Below are 19,731 nucleotides of genomic sequence, written 5' to 3'. Positions count from 1 at the left end.
TCAGCTCTCCGCCAGCAGATCAGTGTGGACAACAGCCCGGTACTGACTGTCAGTTGCCGTGTTGAGCCGCGTGAGCAAGGCGGTGACTGCGCCGAACTCTGCGGGCAACTCGAACTCGTCGGATGGATCGTCGGCTCGTTGCTTTGCGAGTTTGACGGCTGAGAGCAGCGTCGAGTGCGTTCCCGGCCGCGCATAGACCACGCCCATCTCTGCATCGTCTGGCAGTTGCTCAAGCCAGTGGTCGATCACCGAGTCGGCGTTGGCCCGAGCCTGTTTCCTCGTTGCTGCCAGTTCCGACGCGTCGATCTCGAGATCGCCGAGAACGTCGTCGAGAACGGCCTGAACATCCTCCGTGTTGTCCTCGAGTGAGGGAGCGTTTGCTTCCGCCTCGAGCGTCGTAGCGAAGGCCTCGAGTTCCGTTCGGCGAACGGCAACGGGGTAGACGAACTCGTGGGTGTCCTGCGGGAGTGTGTACGTTTGTCCCTCACGGTTGGGAGAGCCGCCGCCCCGGCCAAGCATTAGATCGAGTATTCCCATAGACGACTCTGGTCACGGTGCGTGGATAAGTGTTCTGTGGCGACGCTCGAGCAGTCCTGCGACTCGCGGTTACCACTCCTCACCGAGTGCGGCTTTCGCCCCGCCGAACTCGTGTGCGGTGGTCCACGTGCGCCCGCTCTCTCTATGTGTCACTGCATACGAACTACCACAGTCCCCACAGCGATACTGATCCGGTGATTTCACCGGCTGGGAGGCGCGATGGCGCTCTGCCTGCCAGTCGCAGTTCTCGGCGAGACAAGAGAGACGATACCGGGGGTCGGAAAACGACCGGCAGTGCCGCGGAGCCTCAACTCGCGTCGCCTGCTCGCGAAATCGCGGTCCGTGACCCGACTCGCCAAAGCATTGGTACTCCCAGGCATGGACGAGTTCGTGACGCACGACGGCGGCAAACTCCGGCCAGTCGTAGCGCTCGTAGGCACGCCGGGCGAGAATAATCGTCGCAACCTCGCGCGTTCGATCCCAACGACACAACCCCGCTCGCCGCCGCGCACGCGCAGAGACGTCCCACTCGAGGGCGTCGAAGTCCATGTCGAGGTCGTATTCGCCAACCTCGCCACAGACCTCGCGAGCGTGAATGCGGGCTCGAGCGACGATCTCGTCGTCGACAGTGAGCCGATTGCCGTCAGTCTCGGTCACGACTCGAGGAAAGACGTGAAAAGATGAGTGTGTTGTGGTCGCGACCACTCGGCTGCGAGCAGCTTAAGCCTCGAGTGCGAGTCCAGCTTCGCGAAGCGCCTCATCGACGGAGAGGTCGTCGTGGACGACGCCGGAGACGGCTGTCGAAATCGCCTCGGGGTCTTCGTGCTGGAAGATCGACCGGCCCATCGAGATGCCCGAACCGCCGGCGTCCATCGCGCCGCGAACCATCTCAATCGTCTCGCGGTCGGTGCCGCGAGCGCCGCCGGCGATGACGACTGGCAGTCGGGTGGAGTCGACGACGTGCTGGAAACTGTCTGCGTCGCCGCTGTAGCCGGTCTTGACGATATCTGCGCCGAGTTCTTCGGCGAGTCGAACGGCGTGGCCGAGTGCCTCGGGGTCTTCGGAGTCGATGCCTGGACCGCGCGCGTAGGCCATCGCGAGGACGGGAATACCGAAGCGGTCGGCCGTCGAGGTGACCTCTGCGAGCTGGGAGAGCTGGTCTGGCTCGTGGTCCGAGCCGACGTTGATGTGGAACGAGACGGCGTCTGCGCCGACTCGAATGGCGTCTTCGACGGTGCCGGTCGGTCGCTTGTCGTTCTCGTCGGGGCCAATAGACGTCGACCCGTTCAGGTGAACGATGTAGCCCTTGCCGTTTTTGTTCTCGTGAACGCGCGGCGCAATTCCCTTCTGCGTGAGGACGGCGTCTGCACCGCCGCGCGTGATTCCGTCTATCGTCGATTCGATGTCTTTGAGCCCCTGTACGGCACCGATTGTGATACCGTGGTCCATGGGGACAATGACGTAGTTTCCGTCTGTCCCGATGCGGTCAAGTCGTGCGTCAGTTCCTGTCGTCATTTGCGGGTGTGTAGCAAGCTTGCGGTTATGGCTGTTCTGGTTCCGGTACGTCTTCGGCGTCGACTGCCTCACCGGCCCCGCGGCGTGCACCGCGTTTGAGTTCGGCCGCTTTGGCCTCGAGGCGGTCGACTCCCTCTGTAGTCTCCTCGCTGTCTGCAATGATGTCAACGAGTGCGCTGCCGACGATCACGCCGTCTGCGCCGGCTTCGATGATCTCGGCCGCGTGGTCGCCCTCGCTGACGCCGAAGCCGACGGCCTTTGGCACGTCGTACTCGGAGAGGCGCGTGAGGCTGTCGTGAGTCGCGCCGGAGACGTTCGCTCGAGCGCCCGTCGTCCCCAGTCGGGCCTGCACATAGGCGAATCCAGAGACCTGTGACATGATGGTCTCGAGGCGTTCGCCTTCGGTCGTCGGCGCGACGATGAAGACGAGATCGAGGCCGTGCTCGTCACAGGCCTCGCGAAGCGGGTCGGCTTCCTCGGCTGGAAGGTCAGGGATAATTAGTCCCGAGAGACCTGCTTCTGCGGCGCGTTCGACGAAGGGCCGAACGTCCGCCTCATCACCATATTGTAAGATCATATTGTAGTACGTCATCACCAGCAGCGGGGCTTCGGTCTCGAGGTCGTCAACAAGATCGAAAAAGCCCTCGGGAGTCGTCCCTGCATCCAGCGCGCGGTTGATTGCGGCCTGAATCGTCGGCCCCTCGGCAATCGGCTCCGAGAAGGGCAGTCCGAGTTCGATCAGATCCGAGCCGCCGCGGTCTAAGGCCTCGACGTACTCCTTCGTGTCCTCGAGCGATGGATCGCCGGCGGTGATGTAGGTGATTAGCGCCGGCTCGTTCTCGCGGATGGCGGTTTCGATGTCGCTGTCTGTCTCGATTTCGTCACTCACGGGTCGCTCCTGGCCATCGCTCCCCGTTCGCGTCTTCCGAGACTCTCGCTCCGCTCGACTCTCGTCACTCATTGCTCGAACACCTCCACGTCCGGTGCCGCCTCGAGATCACGCTTCTCGGTTTCCTCGAGTACGGTCTCTAGGTCCTTGTCACCACGTCCGGAGACGTTGACGACGACGAGGTCGCCGAGGTCGTCGGTGTATTTCTCTACATATCCAATTGCGTGACTCGACTCGAGTGCCGGAATAATGCCCTCGAGATTCGAGAGCCGATGGAACCCGTTGAGCGCGGCGTCGTCATCGACGCTGACTGGCGTGACGCGGTCGGTCGCGACGAGATGCGAGAGTTCCGGACCGACGCCGGCGTAGTCGAGTCCCGCACTCACGCTGTGGGATTCGACGATCTGGCCGTCGCCGCTCTGGAGGAGCTTCGTCATCGCGCCGTGGAGCACGCCGTCGGTGCCCGTCGAAAGCGTCGCCGAGTTGGGTGCGAGGTTTGCTTCCTCGTCGATCTCGAGACTCGAGCCGCCGGCTTCGACGGCTACCAGATCCACGTCCTCGTCAGGCACGAACTCGTGGAACGTCCCCATCGTGTTCGAGCCGCCGCCCGCACAGGCGACGACGGTATCGGGCAAGCGGCCGGCTTGGTCCTGAATTTGCTCGCGGGCTTCCTGACTGATGACGGCCTGGAAGTCCCGGACCATTTTCGGGAACGGGTGCGGGCCGACGACGCTGCCGATGACATAGTGAGTCGTTTCTACTGTGGTCGCCCAGTCGCGCATCGTCTCGTTGATCGCTTCCTTGAGCGTCCCGCTGCCGGCAGTGACCGGGTTGACCGCCGCGCCGTTCATCCGCATCCGGTAGACGTTCGGGCGCTGGCGGTTGATGTCCGTCCGACCCATGTAGATCTCACAGGGCATGTCGAGATGTGCGGCGGCCATCGCGGTCGCGGTGCCGTGTTGACCCGCGCCGGTCTCGGCGATGATCCGCTCTTTGCCCATGTACTTCGCGAGCAGGACCTGTCCGAGCGCGTTGTTCAGTTTGTGCGCGCCGCCGTGGACGAGGTCCTCGCGTTTGAGGTAGATCTCGCGGTCGTAGCGCTCGCTGAGTCGATCCGCGCGCTGCAAGGGCGTCGGTCGGCCGCCGAAATCACGCATTCGCTCGCGGAACTCGTCCATGAAGCCGTCTTCGTTGTTTAAAACGTAGCGCTCGTAGGCGTCCTCGAGTTCCTGCAAGGCGGGCATCAATGCCTCGGGGACGTACTGGCCGCCGTAGTCGCCGAACGTCGCCTCGCTGTCGCGCTCACGGTTGCGGTCGCGGTCGTGGTCTGGTGTGGTCTTGCTCATATCAAATCAGTCTTCGCTGTCGCCGTCGGCGGCTGTCGGGGCGGACTCCGTCTGCGTCAGTCGCCGCGTGTTCTCCGTTACGTCGCTGTCGGCCGCGCCGTGGTCCATGATGGCGCTGCCGACCAGGAGGGCGTCAGCGCCCGCCTCGCGCATCCGGCGCACGTCCGCGGGCGAAGAAATGCCGCTTTCGGCGATCAGGGTCACGTCTTCGGGGGCTTCGGGCGCAACGGACTCGAAGGTTTCGAGGTCCACCTCGAGTTTCGCCAGATCCCGGTTGTTGACGCCGATAATCTCCGCGCCTGCCTCGAGTGCGGTCTCGAGTTCCGCGCGGTCGTGAACCTCCACGAGGGGCTGGAAGCCGCGCTCGCGGGCGGCCTCGATGAGCGTCTCGAGGTCGTCCACGAACCGGACGATCAGGAGGAGGAGGTCGGCGTCGACGACGTCCAACTGGGCCTCGCGAACGACGAAGTCCTTGCGGAGGACCGGCACGTCGACGGCCTCGCGAACGCGCTCGAGTGCCTCGGGCGAGCCGCCGAAGTGGCTGGGTTCAGTGAGGACGGAAATTGCCGTCGCGCCGCCGTCGACCATCGCTTCGGCCAGTTCAACGGGGTCGTCCTCGCGCGTTCCGTCTGCGGTCGGACTCGTCGGTTTTACTTCCGCGATCACGGGGACGCGGCCGTCCGCCTCGGCCCGCTCAAGTGCGTCGGGGAGCGACTGCGCGTCGACGTCGAGTGCCTCGTCACCGCCCGCTCGCGTGCGAGCCGCCTCGAGGATCGACGCCACCGCGGGCGCCAGGTCCGTCTCGGAGTTCATTGTTGTACATCGACGTACTCATGTGTACAAAAGCTTTGCGCCATCCGTTTCCATCATCGCCCAGCAGCGACCGGCGCCTATTCAAAGCCCGACGCGCTACCCACTGGCATGGACGAGGTCACGGACGCCGGTATCTACGCGGACGAATCGCCGTATCTCGACCGCTACGTGCAGGTCGGGATCGCAAGCGGGCGCGTACTCCGAGTCACATTCCCCGAGACACCCGAGGGAGACAGCGAGGACGAGCATCCGGTTCTCGAGCAGATCTTCGACTATCTCGAGGGTGTCGAGGAGGTTTCCTTCGATGACGTACAGATCGCATTGACCATGCCAACGGACCAGCGCGCGGTGTTAGAGCAGGTTCGCCAGATCCCCTACGGTGATCAGGTCGGCGTCGAGACGCTCGCCCGAATGACGTCAGGCATCGACCATCAGGACGACGACGACCTGATTCTGGTCCGGACGGCACTCGACGAAAACCCTGCGCCAATCTTGATTCCTGATCACCGCGTCCGCGACGGCCCAAGCGCCGCCCCACCGGCGGTCGAACAGAAGTTGCGCTCGCTCGAGGGATTGTAACCGGTGTCGTCCGACAGCTGCAGTCCTGGGTCGGGTGACGACGGCGACGACGGCGACGATGGCGATGGTAGCGATGACAGCGACGATGGCGACTGCGGGGCACGAAAGTTGCACGGCTGGTACCGGACCCAGCTCTATCAGAGTCTGCTTGGACTCATTGTGCTCGCTGGAATCCTCCTGCTGTTTCTGCCGACAGTAATGGTCGCTATCCTCATCAGCGTCCCAGTCGCGTTGGTCCTGTGTGGACTCGGATTGCTCGTCCTCGAGCGCCCACGCGAGATCACACAGTCGAAGTAACAGCGTCTCGAGGAGACGTTTTATCCGATTTCTCGCCTAATCAATCGCTATGGAACTACGAACGTGGCAGTTCACCAATTTTGCAGGGTTACAGACGCCACCGAGCATTCTCGCCCAGAGCGTCTCCGTCGACGTACAGTGGCTCAGCAATTCGAATCAGGTACTGATAGACGGGGTCTTCCCGACGGGGGACGAGAGCTATCAGATCGTCCCAAAAAATATCCGCTGGAAAGAAGAGTCGATAGTTGTTATCGTCGGCGTCAGTCGAATAGAGACCGATCTCGTTATGGATGTCGGGCGGAACGTCCCGTACCAGATCCAGCTGGAATTTCTCTCCGGACTGCCGGACGAAATCGAAGTATTCCACGAGAACGAACGCGACGAGGTTGTCCACTCCGAGGTTGTAACGCGAGCCGCTGACTGATCGGCCGTCGAAACAAGCCGACTACCTCCTGAGCGCAGCATCCGGCCCGAGTGCATCGATAATGCGACAGACGTTCTTCGAAAAGACGCGCCGCAGCATGTCCTCGGAGACGTCCAAGGTGAGAATCTCCATGACAGCGACGTTTGGATGGCAGGCTGGCGCACCGCTGCCGAAGAAAACGCGATCCGGATGCTCGAGCACGGCGCGCTCGAGCAGGTGGCGATAGCGGACGAAACTCGTCTCGAGATAGCACTCGTCGTACTCATCGAGGAGGTCGATCATTTCGTTCATCAGTTCGCGGTCGAGTGGGTGGCCACCGAACTGGGCGACGATGACGGGAAAGTCGTGACCGAGGAGAGTCTCCGCGAGTTCTGCCGGTGGTGCATCAACACCGGCACGGACGAGCAACGGGAGCCCAACGTCCTCGAGAACCGCGAGGACGTCCTCGTCGGGGTAGTCATCGACGGTCGGGTCGAAGATAAAGCCGTGAAAGCGGTCGTCGTAAGCGTATTTCTCGATGTCTTCGGGCGTTGTATGGTACGGTTTCGGGCGACTGATAGCATTTCGTAGTCGGCCAGTTGGGGTTCCGTCGGGCCGTTTCGTGCCGTTGATCCGTGCGAACGCAATAAACGGTCGGTCGACGCTGTGTCGGGCGACGCCGTTGTTCGCGGCCAGATACTCGGTTTCGCCTCGAGACGGTGGAAAAACGACCGATTTGGTAATTCCCGCCTGATGCATTTCCCGTTCTAACTGATCGGGCGTCCTCGTCTGTGCTCGCGCTCGGCCGGTTACCCCATCCGGCGTCAGTCGCGTGTACACGTCGACGACCCGAAACCCGTGTTCCAACTCCAGCATCCCAGGTGGCCCTTTGGAAGCGACCCATATTGTGCTACCGACTTTCCCACGCGCCGCTTGCTCGCCTCTAGGGCCTCGCTTACGGCCACTTGTGTGTCGACGGTTCACACCCCAATCGCAAGACGTAGCGGTGTCGCTTGGGAAAGATTTATATAGAAGTGCTGACGACATAGGTAGTGAGGATTCAACCATGGCACAACAGGGACGCATGGGCGGACAGCCTATGTTCATCATGAGCGAGGACAGTCAGCGAACCCAGGGGCGGGATGCCCAGTCGTCCAACATCATGGCCGGCAAGGCCGTTGCCGAGTCGGTCCGGACGACACTCGGCCCCCGCGGAATGGATAAAATGCTCGTCGACTCGAGCGGTGAAGTCGTCATCACCAACGACGGCGCAACCATCCTCGAGGAGATGGATATCGAGCATCCTGCGGCCCAGATGATCGTCGAAGTCGCCGACTCCCAGGAAGAGGAAGTCGGTGACGGCACGACGACGGCCGCTGTCATCGCTGGCAACCTTCTCGGCGAGGCCGAGGACCTGATCGAACAGGACGTCCACGCGACGACGATTGTCGAAGGCTATCACGAAGCCTCCGAGATCGCCCTCGAGGCCATCGCCGAGCAGGTACAGGAAGCCGAAGTCGACGACGACGTACTCAAGCAGGTCGCCGAATCCAGCATGACCGGCAAGGGCACCGGCGGACTCACCGCCGAGTCCCTCGCCGAGACGGTTGTCGAGGCCGTTCGCCACGTCGAAAGCGACGACGGCGTCGCCCGCGACAACATCACTGTTCATACGCAGATCGGCGCGTCATCGAACGCGACTGAACTCGTCCCTGGCATCATCGTCGACGAGGATCCCGCTCACGACGCGATGCCAAGCGATGTCGAAGACGCCTCGATTGCCGTCCTCGACGTCGAACTCGGTGTTCGTACCGGCGACGTCGACGCCGAGTACGCCATCGACTCGATTGACCAGCTCAACGCAGCTATCGACGCCGAAGAGAGCGAGGTCCGCGGCTACGCCGAAACCATCGCCGAAAGCGGCGCTGACGTCGTCTTTACGTCCGACGATGTTGATGACCGTATCTCCTCGTTCCTCGCAAACGAGGGCATCCTCGTCTTGGAGAACCTCTCGAACAGCGATGCCGGCAAGATCGCATCCGCAACGGGTGCCCGCCGCGTCGGCGCACTCGACGACCTCGAGGAAGACGACTTCGGCGCTGCCGACCGCGTCGGTGCCGAAAACTACGGCGACGACGACCTCGCATTCATCGAGGGCGGCGCAGCCGCAGACGCCGTCACCGTCTTCGTCCGCGGCGGCACCGAACACGTCGTCGACGAACTCGAGCGTGCCATCGGTGACGCACTCGACGTCGCCGCAACGGCACTCGAGTCCGGCGAAGTCGTCCCCGGCGCTGGCGCGACCGAGATCGCGATTGCAGACCAGATTCGACAGGAAGCCGCCGGTATTGAAGGGCGCAAACAGCTCGCTGTCACTGCCTTTGCGGACGCGCTCGATGTCGTCCCACGAACGCTTGCCGCGAACACGGGCAAGGACCCAATCGACGCACTTGTTGACCTGCGTTCGGCTCACGAGTCCGAGGGTCGTGCTGGCCTCATCACGAGCGGTGAGGAGGTCACCATCGACGATCCGTTTGAGTACGGCGTCGTCGACCCTGCCGATGTCAAGCGCGAGGCTATCGAGAGTGCCACTGAAGCCGCGACGATGATCGTCCGCATCGACGACGTCATCGCTGCCGAGTAAACCACACCACCGCCCGTTTTTGCTTTTCGAGACTGTTACTACAGCAGGTAGTATCAATTGGCCGATACTGTTATGTGTTAACAACCATTATACTCTGATATGCCCGACATAACGTCACGGAAAACTGACCGGTTGGTAGTGATCGACACCGACATCGGGCACTCACTCTACTACGATCCGGGTCGTGGGACCTACCATAGCTGGTACGATAGCGAGGCTTACGAGCCGATTACAACCAGATTGCTGGTCGGCGTCGCAACCGCCCTCGAGACAGAGATTGCCGACCTTGAGGCGCTCGGCGACCACATCAATCCGGATGCGTTGAACGCACTCTGTACGCACTGGGGAGCAGAGAGCCGCACAGTCTCCGGGTCAGTTTCGTTCAGATACGAACGCTGTCAGATAACCGTCGACGCAGACGGAGAGATTATCATCGATCCCCGCGACGAAGTCCCGTTGTGAGACGTGGCCGGTCGCGGTACCGCTACCGTCGTCCTCGAGGCGACACTCACTACAGCTCCGCCGTCTCGAGGATAATTCGATCTCCGGCCTCGAGTCCGAACGCCTCGTCGCCCCGTCCCTGATTGACATCGAGTTCGACGTAGCCATGGCTCCCAACAGTTGCGAGGCGCTCTCCGACAGCGACTGCGGCGAACGTCTCACCGGCGGAAACTGTCTCGCCGTTCGCGACGACGTGCTGGCAATCTCCAAGGAACTCGCCCGGGACGTTCGTAATGACGTTCCCGAAGTCGTCGACGACCAGTACCTCGCCGGTCGCCCGCGTCCCGTCCGCCTCGAGTGTCGCCGCGGGTAGCTCACAGTCGACACACGTCCCGATGGTACCCTGCTCGAGAAAGGCACACTCCTCGAGCGCCTCGAGTGGCGTGTCGTGGACGGCCGCAGCGGCGGGGGCGAACACGTCCCGGCCGTGAAACGTGTTACTCGCCGGTCCCGCGTTGTCTCGACTCGAGGCCATTGCATGGGCCTGAGCCGACTCGACAGTGGGTTCGACTCGCTCGAGCCGAGACTCGTCGATGACGTACGCCTCGAGTGGGCCATCGCCCACGAGTCGTCTGGCGACGGGCCTGAGAACGCCGTTGTCGGGACCGACCAGTGTGTGCTCACCCGCACGGAGTACCAGCGCGTTGCGGTCGGTGCCGACGCCGGGGTCGACGACCACGAGGTGAGTCGCCGGCGGGAAGTACGGCAGCGTTTCCCGGAGCCAGAACGCAGCGGCGCGAACGTCCTGTCGGGGGAAATCGTGCGCAATATCGACCAGACGGGCGTCCGTTCGCTGACACAGCACGCCCTTCATCGCTGCCGGATAGGGCGTCCCGAAGTCAGAGGTGAGGGTGATCATACTCGAGGTGAAGAGAGCGAGGGAGAAAGTTGGCGGGGACTCGAAAGCGGTGGTTCCCACACACTGTTGGCCAGCAACTCAATTTGTGGCCGTATTACGTGCCGTTCGAATCCGTATCGCTGATCATCTGAATACGCTCGATGCCGCCGATTTCGTCGACAACTTCGACGACGGCGTCCGGAACCAGCGACTGCCAGTCGCCGCCGGTGATCATCCGCTCGCGAACTTCACTGCCCTCGAGGACCTCGCGGTTGAACATCGGCGACTGGCGGATTTCGATGTCGGCCTCGCGAAAGAGTTGGATCACGAGCGGGTTGTTCGAGTACGCAACGTCGAAATCCGGGCTCATGCTCTGGACGTGGCTCACCCACACCGAGTTGCGCTCTAAGTCCTCGATTGGGACGGCGTAGGTCACGAGATCGTACTCAACGAGCGCTTTGGTGATCATCATGATGCGCTCGCCGGCAGTAAACGGGTTCCGTACGGTGTGGGAGTCATCGGCACTCCCGATGCCGAGGATCAGTTCGTCGACTTCGTCTGCGATTTGCTCGACCATACTCCGGTGGCCGTTGTGAAACGGCTGGAAGCGCCCGATGTAGAACCCCCGAGTCATTGGCGAAACGTGTTCGGCCGCGGCGCTTAAGCGTGGCGAGTTTCAGTGCAAGATTGTCTCGACTCGGTGACAGTTGCTTTGAGACGGTCTAATCAGTGATCCAGACCGTCTCTGTTTCCCACAGGATATAAACTCGAGTCCATGTCGTCCCAATCGTAAACCTGCGTTTCGGACGCTGTATCAGGCTGTTTCTACCACTGACACCATCCTCCGCATGGAGAAAGTATATCAGTCGCAATCCCTTCGAATCACGTACTGAACAGAGTTCTATGAGCAACGATACGAACGTTGACGACCCTCCCGAAGACGCTCCGGGATCTGCTTCCGATGACACCCAGCGGGAGCACCACGAGGATGCAGATCCAGAGCGTCAGGGATCCCGGTCACCACTCGAGGAGGAGGGTGAGCGGCGCGATACCACCGACGAATCGGTCGGTGGGGTAGTTCAGGATCAGAATCAGGAGTCAGATCCAGACGCAGACCCTGACCCAGAGTCGGGTATCGACCCGTCTGAGACAGTCGAGGACGACGAGGACGAGATCGAGACAGTCAACGATCTCGGCAGCACTGTCGATGTCGATCCAGGCGTCGAAATCGACGAGGAGAACGCCGAGGACGACCTCCTTGGCGGACTGATGGTCGACTCGACCGAAGATATCGAGGTTCCCGACCGACTCGTCGATCAGGTCATCGGACAGGACGAGGCTCGAGACATCATCATCAAGGCGGCAAAACAGCGCCGGCACGTGATGATGATCGGCTCTCCCGGGACCGGGAAGTCGATGCTGGCGAAAGCGATGAGCCAACTCCTTCCACAGGAGGATCTGCAGGACGTTCTGGTCTATCACAACCCCGACGACGGCAACGCACCGAAGGTTCGGACGGTGCCGGCGGGGAAGGGCGAACAGATCATCGACGCCCACAAGGAAGAAGCCCGCAAGCGAAACCAGATGCGTTCGATCCTGATGTGGATCATCATCGCCATCGTCATCGGCTACGCGCTCTTGACGGTCAACATCCTGCTTGGCATCCTTGCTGCAGGTATTATCTGGTTGATCTTCCGCTACACCTCACGTGGAACGGATGCGATGGTGCCGAACATGATCGTCGACAACGGCGATCAGCGCCAGGCCCCATTCGAGGACGCAACCGGTGCCCACGCCGGTGCACTGCTCGGTGACGTTCGCCACGACCCGTTCCAGTCCGGTGGCATGGAGACGCCGTCTCACGACCGCGTCGAACCGGGTTCGATCCACAAATCTAACAAAGGTGTGCTGTTCGTCGACGAGATCAACACGCTCGACGTGCGCACCCAGCAGAAGCTCATGACGGCGATTCAGGAAGGCGAGTTCTCGATCACCGGCCAGTCCGAGCGCTCCTCGGGCGCGATGGTCCAGACCGAACCCGTCCCCTGTGACTTCGTCATGATCGCTGCCGGGAACCTCGATGCGATGGAAAACATGCACCCCGCACTCCGGAACCGTGTCAAAGGGTACGGGTACGAGGTCTACATGGAGGACACCATCGAGTCCACCCCCGAAATGCGCCGAAAGTACGCACGCTTCGTCGCCCAGGAGGTCGAACGCGACGGCCGACTCCCCCACTTCGAGCGCGAGGCCGTCGAGGAACTCATCCTCGAGGCCAAGCGTCGCTCGGGTCGGAAGAACCACCTGACGCTGCACTTCCGGAGCCTCGGTGGACTGGTCCGCGTCGCAGGTGACATCGCCCGTGCAGAGGACCGCGACCTCACCACGCGCGATGACGTCCTGCAGGCCAAACAGCGCTCGCGCTCCATCGAGCAACAGCTCGCTGATGACTACATCGAACGCCGCAAGGACTACGAATTGCAGGTCACCAACGACGGCGTCGAGGGCCGCGTCAACGGCCTCGCAGTCATGGGCGAAGACTCCGGTATCATGCTGCCTGTTATGGCCGAAATCGCGCCCGCACAGGGTGGCGGACAGGTAATCGCTACCGGGAAGCTTCAGGAGATGGCCGAGGAATCCGTCCAGAACGTCTCGGCGATCATCAAGAAGTTCTCCGACGTCGATCTCTCGGAGAAAGACATCCACATCCAGTTCGTCCAGGCCGGCCAGCAGGGCGTCGACGGCGACTCCGCCTCCATTACGGTGGCAACAGCCGTCATTAGCGCACTCGAGGACATTCCGGTCGATCAGTCGGTCGCGATGACTGGCTCGCTCTCCGTGCGCGGAGATGTCCTGCCTGTCGGTGGGGTCACCCACAAGATCGAAGCCGCTGCAAAAGCCGGCTGTTCGAAGGTCATCATTCCGAAGGCCAACGAACAGGACGTGATGATCGAAGATGAGTACGAGGAGATGGTCGAGATCATTCCGTGTGCGAACATCAGCGAAGTGCTCGACGTCGCCCTGATGGGCGAACCGAAGAAAGACTCGCTGGTCGACCGACTCAAAGCGATCACGGAGTCGGCGTTCGACCAGAGCCAGAGTACTGTCGGCTCCGCAAGCGGGTCGAACCCAAGCCCACAGTAACTGTATGACCCAGTGGGCGACGTTCGTCGGCATTACGGGCGTCGTCCTCGTGTTGCTGCTCGTTTTATCACATCTCACGCAGTCATCGTTCGATAGCGCCGGGGCTGCTTCCGACCAGCATCACGAGGCCCAGACTGGTCCCGCGCCAGCAGATGCGTCGACTGAAGGGCCGACCGAAGACTCGACGGCAGTAAGCGAATCAGCGCCGCTCGAGGACTCGCTTCCTGAAAACGAGACATCCAGTCACAACGACGCTCGAGGCGACGACATTGATCCATCTGACCTCTCGAGTGGGATGGTGCTCGCGAATGTCGCACTCTCACAGGGGCTGTTCGCGTTCGTCCTGATCGGGGCTGCGGTCTACACCGCGATTCCAGCAAGTGCGCTCGGAATCGAGTTTTCGCGATCCTACCTCGTGATGGGGTTGCTCGTTGGCGCGCTGGCTGGGCTCGTCCTCTACGTCGCAAACGAGATTGGCGCGGCCGTCGCGACCCGGGTTGGGTTTACACACGACGAGCAGTTGCGCGAACTGCTTGCCCCGGAATCGGCTCGCGGGTGGATCATCCTGTTGGTCGGTGTGCTTCCCATTATCGCCGTCTTCGAGGAACTGCTCTTTCGTGCGGCACTGATCGGCGTCATCTCAACACACTATGGGGTTGACCCCTGGCTCCTCGCACTCCTCTCGTCGCTCGCGTTCGCACTCGGCCACGGCATCCAGGGCTCGGTCGGCATCATCGTCACCGGCACACTGGGCTTTGCACTCGCCGTACTTTTCATCGTCAGCGGAAGTTTCCTCGTCGTCGTCGTCGCACACTACCTCATCAACGCCCTCGAGTTCATCGTCCACGAAGGGTTCGACCGCGACTGGGCGAGCGGACTCGAGGGGGAAACGAATGCCCACAAAAGAGACAGTCACAGCTAAGTGAGCGGCGTTCGCCTCTCTGAGTACGATATGAGCGGCGTCAACGAACTTCCGGCACGAGTCAATCGTGGGGTGTTTGCTGCCCTGCTTGTCTACTTCATGCTGATCGGCTACGCTGCCGTCGCGAATCAACCGCTTGCACTGCTTGCAGCGGAGATTATGTTCGGCTTGATCGCGATTGGTGTCGGTTTTGTCCTCTACCAGCAGGCTCCGGCACGCGAGAGTACCTCACCACTCGTCATCGCGGCTGGCTGTCTCATCGCTGGTGGGGTCTTGCAGTTTGGGTATTTGCTTACCGCACTCGGCGTCCTCAACGACATCTCGTCGTATGCCGTCTTTATCGGCGTTGGACTCTACATCTACGCCATGTTCGTCGATTAGTCGTCGGCCGACTCACGCTGATCGTACAACTGCACCGCGCGGTCGTGGCGCGCTGAGACGCCGTTCGGATTGCGCTGTTGTGACCGATCACTGTAGCGGGCGCGCAATCCGTCGACGAAGCCGCCCGCAGCGTTGGTGACAACCTCGAGCCCGTTCGAAAACCAGCCAGTCGGGGTCGACTCCCCGGAGAAAATACCGCACACGTTCGAGACACCATCCCGCAGACCACTGCCGACTGTTCTGGCGAGTACTGTCGGGCGCGGTCCGTAGTTTTTTGCGAGTCGATAGGTCAGCCCGCGATACGTTTCCCCCCACTTGGGGTCGGCTGTGCCCCCGTCAGTGCCGATTTCTCGCCGGACGGCCATCTCCATCGACCAGTCGACGTCGAATCCTAATCCGGCGACGCGGTGTGCACAGTCCCGAGCACCGCCAGTCTCGAGGTACTCGTCGAAGCCATCTAGTGCGTCGAGGACGGTCCGGTCGAACGCGACGTTGTCGCCATCGAACAGCGCAATCTCGCGTCTGGCGACCGTCTGTGGCGTTCGGGGATCGACCCTATCGAAGCGATTCTCACCAGTGACGGGGCCGGAGACGACATCGGCTGTGGGTTGGTCGGCGCCATCATCTGTGCCCTCGAGTGTGCGCTTGATAGCGCTGTACCAGCCGCGTTCGACTGCGTACTCGCCGTTTAGGAACGCAACGACGTCACCCGTCGCAGCCTCGAGGCCGGCGTTTCGGGAGACGTTGGGGTTCCGTTCGGAAATTTCGACGAGCACGTCGATATCAGACCGTTGGCGAACCATGCCGGTCGTCCCATCCGAAGATGGGCCGTTGACGACGATAAGTTCGGTCGAATCGGGGGTTCGATTGCTGACTGCATCAAGACACGACAGCAGTTGCTCTCGGTCGTTGAGCGTCGAGATGACTACCGAGAGCTCCATACATCTCGGTAGCACTCCTCGATAGTAAAAGTACGTGGGTTCCGCTTCACTGGCCGACACTCGACTCACGCCCACCCTCGAGACTCGAGTTAGCGGATGCGTGTGTTCCAGTACGAGACCGAGGCGAAGTGGTCGGGGATCGAATGGCCGCCAATCGTCGTATCGAGCGTTCGAATCGGCGAGGCCAGGGCGTTTGGAATCGCCCGGTAAAGCCCGTATGGCGCGAGGAAATCGTCCTCGACATCGACGAGCGTCAGGTTCGTCTTGGCGAGCAACTCACTGACCTCGCTTTTCGAGTAGAGGCGCGACCCCATCGGCAGTGCCCAGTTGTAGACGCTCCGGGCGCTAAAGCGATTGAACGTATCGAAGACGATCTGGTCGTTCGAAACACGGTGCATCTCTTGCAAGAACGCCTCCGGATCGTCCGCAAGATGGAAGAATCGCATCGCGATGACGGTATCGAAGTGATCATCCGGAAACGGCAATCGCCCAGCGTCGCCCCGCAAGAACTCGAGGGTGCCCTCGAGGTCGGCGTGCTGTGCTTTCGTCCGTCCTTGCTGTAGCATCGCTGCTGAGATATCGAGTCCAACGACGTCTGCGCCTTGATCGGCGAGCATCACCGTGAATCGCCCGGTACCACAGGCGATCTCGAGGATGTTCCGGTCCTCGACGGGCATGATTGCCTCGAGGACCGCTTCTTTCTCCCGGCGGTCGATCAGCTGACCGCCCTTTGAGAAGCGTTTGTCGTCGTACTCCTCAGCAACGTCGTCGGCCTGGTACCACTCCTGTCCTTTCACACTGGGCGCAACTACTGACGCCGGAGGATAAAACGATACTGGAGTCTATCCAGCGGGACCAGTCTGTCGTCACCGACGGACTCGAGACTGACACTGTTGTGTGGAACTGTAACGGGTGCCGTTGATTCCCCGCAGACTGACTGACTGAACAGTATATCGCCTCTACCAGCCCCTAACGACGTACGTAAAATATTAAAACAGTGATTATATGCCATATATACTCTTTATACAAACTACATTCTTCGTATCCACATATAGGGAAGCTTTACCAGTGCGCTCTCCGCTGAGATGAGTATGAGCATGAGTACCACCGAGGATCACAGCCTGACCGGCGAAGAAACGCTGTCTGAAGACGAATACCGCGACCGTCTCCGTGATCTGCCACCTAGCGCGAAACTCGTCGCCAAAGTCCTCGAGACCGATTCCCCGCTTTCGCAGGGGCAACTTGCCGAGGAGTCACTGCTTCCCGACCGTACCGTTCGATACGCACTCAACCGCCTCGAGGACGTCGACCTCATCGGGTCGCGCTACAGTTTCCGCGATGCGCGCAAGCAGGTCTACTACCTGAAACACTGACCGACGACCTCGAGTTTTCAACTGAGCCTCACAGTCGCTGGCATCGCCACTCATTTTGACGGCGATGTCCGATCTCTGTACATGGATATCCGGCGCTGTCCCGTCGAGACCACAACGCGTGCGCCCGACGGCGAGACGAACGCCTACATTCTCGGCACCGATCCGGTGGTGCTCGTTGACCCCGCAGACGAGTCAGCCGCGCTTGAGCGACTGCTTGCCGACCGGTCGGTCGCCCACATTCTGGTCACGCATATGCATCCGGATCACGTCGGTGGCGTGGCTGAATATGCCAACCGAACGGGAGCAACCGTCTGGGCGAGATGCGGCCGCGTCGACCGCTTTCAGGCTGCAACAGGCGTGTCTCCCGACCGAACATTCCTGCCGGGGACAACACTCGAGGTCGACGGTGAGCGCATCCGGATCCTCGATGCACCCGGCCACGCCCCCGATCATATCGCACTCGAGGCAGGCCGGGGCGGCCCGATCTGCTGTGGCGACTGTGCTGTCCGCGAGGGCAGCGTCGTCATCGGCGCGCCGGAGGGAGATATGCGCGCGTATATGACCACGCTTCGACGACTCTGGGCACTCGCCCCGCCCGCGCTCTACCCCGGTCACGGCCCCGTCATCGACGACCCACGGGCTGTCCTCGAGCGATTGCTTGCCCATCGCAAACACCGCGAAACCAGAATCAACATGGCTGTCGAAAACGGTGCGTCGACGCTCGAGGAACTCCTTGAGTCAGCCTACGAGAAGGATCTAACTGGCGTCCGTGACCTCGCACGGGCAACTGTGGTCGCGCATCTCGAGAAACTCGCCGTCGAGGGGCGACTCGAGTGGCACGGCGAGTGCGCACGGCCAGTTACGTCCTGACCAGTTCGCGTCAGTGCCAGTATTTGTGACTGTCAGATCACTCTTTTGTACTGTCGATAACAGGTTCGTATGGACGACGACCTGCGCGCAATCGAACGCCACTACGACGAACTCGCGGCGAGTTGGACGGAGATCACCCGTGGGCCGACGAAAGAGGATATTCTCTTTCCCGCGATAGACTCTCTCCTTCCTGATGTGAACGGAAAGCGCGTCCTCGATGCTGGCTGTGGCGACGGTCACTACGCAGCCACACTCGCCGAACGCGGTGGCGACGTGCTCGGTGTCGACGCGAGCGCGGAGATGGTCCGGGTCGCCCGCGAACGCTACGGCGACGAGGCCAACTTTCGTCGCGCCGACCTCACCGAGTCACTCTCGTCGATTGACGACAACGCGATGGACGTCGTGCTCTGCCAGCACGTCATGTCGCATCTCCCATCGCTCGAGACGCCGCTGTCGGAGTTCGCCCGCGTCCTCCGGCCGGGCGGCTCGCTCGTGGTATCGACACACCATCCGTTTCATGACTTCCTGATCGTGCGCGACCGCGAGTATCCCAACACGACCGAGGCACTCGAGATGGATCTCGAGCCGCATGTCGTCCCCGCTCGCGAGGGCGCCCCTCAGTACCACGAGACCGAACGCTTCGAGATTCACTGGGGCGGCCCCGACAGCGACAATCCAGGGACGTACTTCCGGCGACCGTTGTCTGCGCTCCTCGAGCCACTGCTCTCGGCCGGTTTTTCGCTGTCCGACCTCATCGAACCCGAACCGACCGCGGCGTTTCGCGAGGCGTATCCTGATCTCGCGGACGAACTCGAGCATCGTCCCTCGAGAGCGGTCTGTCTACACGCCGTTCGGTAACCCGCCGGCGAGAGCAACGCTCTTGTGACCCTCGAGACGTACGGACTAGCCGTGCAATCACTCGAGGCGGAACTGACTGCTGCTCGTGATCTCTCGATTGCGGATCTCGCAGATGCAATCGAGTCGATTGGCTTCGAGTGTACCCGCTGTGGAGACTGTTGTACCAGCCACGGCGACGAGGCCCACACCGCGACGGTGTTTCCGGACGAAATTCGCGATCTCGAGACGGCCGAGCGCGGCGTCGACGCTGCCGTGCGCTCCGGCAAAACCAACCTGGTCCCACCTCCCGAGGACCGCGAGTGGCGCGACGTTGCCCGTCCGATGCCCTACGGCCTCACAGAGGGTGCAGACGGCCTCGAGGGCGAGACCTTCGAGTGGGCGCTCCAGACTGACGGCTGTGGCGACTGCGCGTTCTATACCGAAATCGACGGAACTGGTGCCTGTACGGCCCACGACGACCGGCCGCTGATCTGTCGAACCTATCCCTTTAGCGTCGGTCTCGACGGGACGAGTCAGCCGATGGGCGAGGCCGTCGACAGCGTTTCGCTTCCCGGTCACGAGGGTGACGACGAGGCGGGAAGCGTTCACGCCCACGAATGTGAGGGCCTCGGGCGCGACATCTCCCGTGCGGACGCCGAAGCCCTCGCAGCGACACTGAAAGAACGAGCCATCCGCGAACTCGAGGAGGCAATCGGCGTTCGAGACAGCTACGAACCTGTCACCCCCAACGCTGGCGAGGTCGTCGTCCACGACTCCGAAGGCGCGAAACGACTCGACGGAACGCCTCTCGAGGGCGACTAACGGCGACTGTCCTCAGAAACAGGTTTTGCTGCGGGTCGAGGCCGCTGCTTGGACTCGAGTAGCAGGCGATGAGTATGAT

The 19,731-nt window shown here is 61.6% G+C and carries 23 protein-coding genes; 12 read left to right on the top strand and 11 right to left on the bottom strand.

All coding sequences use genetic code 11. The features are described from left to right. The 6 genes from B2G88_RS09260 to trpC form a co-directional block, all read right to left on the bottom strand. Positions 1 to 537, bottom strand: a complete 537-nt coding sequence (locus B2G88_RS09260) for a hypothetical protein (RefSeq protein ID WP_054862349.1) — start codon at positions 535 to 537, stop codon at positions 1 to 3. 69 nt (positions 538 to 606) lie between these two features. After that, positions 607 to 1,194, bottom strand: coding sequence for a SprT-like domain-containing protein (locus B2G88_RS09255; protein WP_054862350.1), 588 nt, complete (start codon positions 1,192 to 1,194; stop codon positions 607 to 609). A 63-nt stretch (positions 1,195 to 1,257) separates the two neighbouring features. Beyond that, the gene (locus B2G88_RS09250; protein ID WP_087714608.1) at positions 1,258 to 2,052 is read right to left on the bottom strand and encodes a 2-amino-3,7-dideoxy-D-threo-hept-6-ulosonate synthase; all 795 of its coding nucleotides are present in this window, start codon (positions 2,050 to 2,052) and stop codon (positions 1,258 to 1,260) included. Positions 2,053 to 2,077: 25 nt separating this feature from the next. Next, the gene (gene trpA / locus B2G88_RS09245) at positions 2,078 to 3,013 is read right to left on the bottom strand and encodes a tryptophan synthase subunit alpha (protein WP_087714607.1); all 936 of its coding nucleotides are present in this window, start codon (positions 3,011 to 3,013) and stop codon (positions 2,078 to 2,080) included. Continuing rightward, complete coding sequence (trpB, locus tag B2G88_RS09240; protein ID WP_054862351.1) at positions 3,010 to 4,287, bottom strand: tryptophan synthase subunit beta; 1,278 nt, start codon at positions 4,285 to 4,287, stop codon at positions 3,010 to 3,012. Before trpB ends, trpA begins: the two co-directional genes overlap by 4 nt. A gap of 6 nt (positions 4,288 to 4,293) precedes the next feature. Continuing rightward, entirely contained in the window at positions 4,294 to 5,100 is an 807-nt protein-coding gene (gene trpC / locus B2G88_RS09235; protein ID WP_087714606.1) for an indole-3-glycerol phosphate synthase, read from the bottom strand. Positions 5,101 to 5,208: 108 nt separating this feature from the next. Between trpC and B2G88_RS09230 the strand changes: the two genes are divergently transcribed. The 3 genes from B2G88_RS09230 to B2G88_RS09220 are packed head-to-tail and all read left to right on the top strand — an operon-like array spanning position 5,209 to position 6,400. After that, positions 5,209 to 5,679, top strand: coding sequence for an MGMT family protein (locus tag B2G88_RS09230; RefSeq protein ID WP_087714605.1), 471 nt, complete (start codon positions 5,209 to 5,211; stop codon positions 5,677 to 5,679). A 3-nt stretch (positions 5,680 to 5,682) separates the two neighbouring features. After that, positions 5,683 to 5,976, top strand: a complete 294-nt coding sequence (locus B2G88_RS09225) for a hypothetical protein (protein ID WP_054862352.1) — start codon at positions 5,683 to 5,685, stop codon at positions 5,974 to 5,976. Between the two features lie 49 nt (positions 5,977 to 6,025). Continuing rightward, positions 6,026 to 6,400 carry a hypothetical protein gene (locus B2G88_RS09220; protein ID WP_087714604.1) on the top strand — a complete coding sequence of 125 codons (375 nt, stop codon included), beginning with the start codon at positions 6,026 to 6,028 and terminating at the stop codon, positions 6,398 to 6,400. Positions 6,401 to 6,421: 21 nt separating this feature from the next. On the opposite strand, the gene B2G88_RS09215 is transcribed toward B2G88_RS09220, so the two are convergent. Beyond that, positions 6,422 to 7,255 (bottom strand): amidohydrolase family protein, encoded by an 834-nt coding sequence (locus tag B2G88_RS09215; RefSeq protein WP_087714603.1) that lies wholly within the window; start codon positions 7,253 to 7,255, stop codon positions 6,422 to 6,424. Between the two features lie 223 nt (positions 7,256 to 7,478). Here B2G88_RS09215 and thsA point away from each other — a divergent pair, with 223 nt between their 5' ends. Both thsA and B2G88_RS09205 read left to right on the top strand, forming a co-directional pair. Then, on the top strand, positions 7,479 to 9,023 hold the full coding sequence (gene thsA / locus B2G88_RS09210) for a thermosome subunit alpha (protein WP_087714602.1): 1,545 nt from the start codon (positions 7,479 to 7,481) through the stop codon (positions 9,021 to 9,023). Positions 9,024 to 9,122: 99 nt separating this feature from the next. Next, positions 9,123 to 9,485: a HalOD1 output domain-containing protein gene (locus B2G88_RS09205; RefSeq protein ID WP_054862354.1), complete on the top strand. Its 363-nt coding sequence runs from the start codon at positions 9,123 to 9,125 to the stop codon at positions 9,483 to 9,485. Positions 9,486 to 9,534: 49 nt separating this feature from the next. Here B2G88_RS09205 and B2G88_RS09200 read toward each other — a convergent pair whose 3' ends face one another. Continuing rightward, positions 9,535 to 10,383, bottom strand: a complete 849-nt coding sequence (locus B2G88_RS09200) for an SAM hydrolase/SAM-dependent halogenase family protein (protein ID WP_087714601.1) — start codon at positions 10,381 to 10,383, stop codon at positions 9,535 to 9,537. A 94-nt stretch (positions 10,384 to 10,477) separates the two neighbouring features. After that, entirely contained in the window at positions 10,478 to 10,996 is a 519-nt protein-coding gene (locus B2G88_RS09195; RefSeq protein WP_054862355.1) for a nicotinamide-nucleotide adenylyltransferase, read from the bottom strand. Positions 10,997 to 11,265: 269 nt separating this feature from the next. On the opposite strand from B2G88_RS09195, the gene lonB reads away from it, so the two are divergent. From lonB to B2G88_RS09180, 3 genes are read left to right on the top strand one after another with little or no spacing between them, the layout of a single operon-like run. Continuing rightward, positions 11,266 to 13,506: an ATP-dependent protease LonB gene (lonB, locus tag B2G88_RS09190; protein WP_087714600.1), complete on the top strand. Its 2,241-nt coding sequence runs from the start codon at positions 11,266 to 11,268 to the stop codon at positions 13,504 to 13,506. A gap of 4 nt (positions 13,507 to 13,510) precedes the next feature. Beyond that, entirely contained in the window at positions 13,511 to 14,428 is a 918-nt protein-coding gene (locus B2G88_RS09185) for a CPBP family intramembrane glutamic endopeptidase (protein ID WP_087714599.1), read from the top strand. Beyond that, complete coding sequence (locus B2G88_RS09180; RefSeq protein ID WP_054862356.1) at positions 14,429 to 14,809, top strand: hypothetical protein; 381 nt, start codon at positions 14,429 to 14,431, stop codon at positions 14,807 to 14,809. It begins immediately after the preceding gene. Here B2G88_RS09180 and B2G88_RS09175 read toward each other — a convergent pair. Next, a complete protein-coding gene (locus tag B2G88_RS09175; RefSeq protein WP_087714598.1) occupies positions 14,806 to 15,750 on the bottom strand; it encodes a glycosyltransferase family 2 protein in 945 nt (314 codons plus the stop codon). The two genes, B2G88_RS09180 and B2G88_RS09175, sit on opposite strands and share 4 nt — an antisense overlap. Before the next feature lie 89 nt (positions 15,751 to 15,839). Next, positions 15,840 to 16,547 carry a class I SAM-dependent methyltransferase gene (locus B2G88_RS09170; RefSeq protein ID WP_087714597.1) on the bottom strand — a complete coding sequence of 236 codons (708 nt, stop codon included), beginning with the start codon at positions 16,545 to 16,547 and terminating at the stop codon, positions 15,840 to 15,842. Between the two features lie 294 nt (positions 16,548 to 16,841). On the opposite strand from B2G88_RS09170, the gene B2G88_RS09165 reads away from it, so the two are divergent. The 4 genes from B2G88_RS09165 to B2G88_RS09150 all read left to right on the top strand — a co-directional run bounded on the left by B2G88_RS09165 (position 16,842) and on the right by B2G88_RS09150 (position 19,652). Next, positions 16,842 to 17,123, top strand: a complete 282-nt coding sequence (locus tag B2G88_RS09165; protein WP_054862364.1) for a MarR family transcriptional regulator — start codon at positions 16,842 to 16,844, stop codon at positions 17,121 to 17,123. 81 nt (positions 17,124 to 17,204) lie between these two features. Further along, positions 17,205 to 17,993: an MBL fold metallo-hydrolase gene (locus B2G88_RS09160; protein ID WP_087714596.1), complete on the top strand. Its 789-nt coding sequence runs from the start codon at positions 17,205 to 17,207 to the stop codon at positions 17,991 to 17,993. Positions 17,994 to 18,062: 69 nt separating this feature from the next. Beyond that, complete coding sequence (locus B2G88_RS09155; protein ID WP_054862357.1) at positions 18,063 to 18,851, top strand: class I SAM-dependent methyltransferase; 789 nt, start codon at positions 18,063 to 18,065, stop codon at positions 18,849 to 18,851. Positions 18,852 to 18,902: 51 nt separating this feature from the next. Continuing rightward, entirely contained in the window at positions 18,903 to 19,652 is a 750-nt protein-coding gene (locus tag B2G88_RS09150; protein ID WP_087714943.1) for a YkgJ family cysteine cluster protein, read from the top strand. The last annotated feature ends 79 nt before the right edge of the window (positions 19,653 to 19,731 follow it).

This window comes from Natronolimnobius baerhuensis (genome assembly GCF_002177135.1).
Taxonomy (GTDB): domain Archaea; phylum Halobacteriota; class Halobacteria; order Halobacteriales; family Natrialbaceae; genus Natronolimnobius; species Natronolimnobius baerhuensis.
The sequence above is the reverse complement of the archived record's forward strand: the minus strand, read 5'-3'. Positions and strand labels throughout refer to the sequence as shown.

What these genes read in the sequence shown, in the direction of transcription:
- B2G88_RS09260 (WP_054862349.1), bottom strand. Translation starts at nt 537, where the DNA reads ATGGGAATACTCGATCTAATGCTTGGCCGGGGCGGCGGCTCTCCCAAC.
- B2G88_RS09250 (WP_087714608.1), bottom strand. Translation starts at nt 2,052, where the DNA reads ATGACGACAGGAACTGACGCACGACTTGACCGCATCGGGACAGACGGA.
- trpA (WP_087714607.1), bottom strand. Translation starts at nt 3,013, where the DNA reads ATGAGTGACGAGAGTCGAGCGGAGCGAGAGTCTCGGAAGACGCGAACG.
- trpB (WP_054862351.1), bottom strand. Translation starts at nt 4,287, where the DNA reads ATGAGCAAGACCACACCAGACCACGACCGCGACCGCAACCGTGAGCGC.
- trpC (WP_087714606.1), bottom strand. Translation starts at nt 5,100, where the DNA reads ATGAACTCCGAGACGGACCTGGCGCCCGCGGTGGCGTCGATCCTCGAG.
- B2G88_RS09230 (WP_087714605.1), top strand. Translation starts at nt 5,209, where the DNA reads ATGGACGAGGTCACGGACGCCGGTATCTACGCGGACGAATCGCCGTAT.
- B2G88_RS09220 (WP_087714604.1), top strand. Translation starts at nt 6,026, where the DNA reads ATGGAACTACGAACGTGGCAGTTCACCAATTTTGCAGGGTTACAGACG.
- B2G88_RS09215 (WP_087714603.1), bottom strand. Translation starts at nt 7,255, where the DNA reads ATGCTGGAGTTGGAACACGGGTTTCGGGTCGTCGACGTGTACACGCGA.
- thsA (WP_087714602.1), top strand. Translation starts at nt 7,479, where the DNA reads ATGTTCATCATGAGCGAGGACAGTCAGCGAACCCAGGGGCGGGATGCC.
- B2G88_RS09205 (WP_054862354.1), top strand. Translation starts at nt 9,123, where the DNA reads ATGCCCGACATAACGTCACGGAAAACTGACCGGTTGGTAGTGATCGAC.
- B2G88_RS09200 (WP_087714601.1), bottom strand. Translation starts at nt 10,383, where the DNA reads ATGATCACCCTCACCTCTGACTTCGGGACGCCCTATCCGGCAGCGATG.
- B2G88_RS09195 (WP_054862355.1), bottom strand. Translation starts at nt 10,996, where the DNA reads ATGACTCGGGGGTTCTACATCGGGCGCTTCCAGCCGTTTCACAACGGC.
- lonB (WP_087714600.1), top strand. Translation starts at nt 11,266, where the DNA reads ATGAGCAACGATACGAACGTTGACGACCCTCCCGAAGACGCTCCGGGA.
- B2G88_RS09185 (WP_087714599.1), top strand. Translation starts at nt 13,511, where the DNA reads ATGACCCAGTGGGCGACGTTCGTCGGCATTACGGGCGTCGTCCTCGTG.
- B2G88_RS09175 (WP_087714598.1), bottom strand. Translation starts at nt 15,750, where the DNA reads ATGGAGCTCTCGGTAGTCATCTCGACGCTCAACGACCGAGAGCAACTG.
- B2G88_RS09165 (WP_054862364.1), top strand. Translation starts at nt 16,842, where the DNA reads ATGAGCATGAGTACCACCGAGGATCACAGCCTGACCGGCGAAGAAACG.
- B2G88_RS09160 (WP_087714596.1), top strand. Translation starts at nt 17,205, where the DNA reads ATGGATATCCGGCGCTGTCCCGTCGAGACCACAACGCGTGCGCCCGAC.
- B2G88_RS09155 (WP_054862357.1), top strand. Translation starts at nt 18,063, where the DNA reads ATGGACGACGACCTGCGCGCAATCGAACGCCACTACGACGAACTCGCG.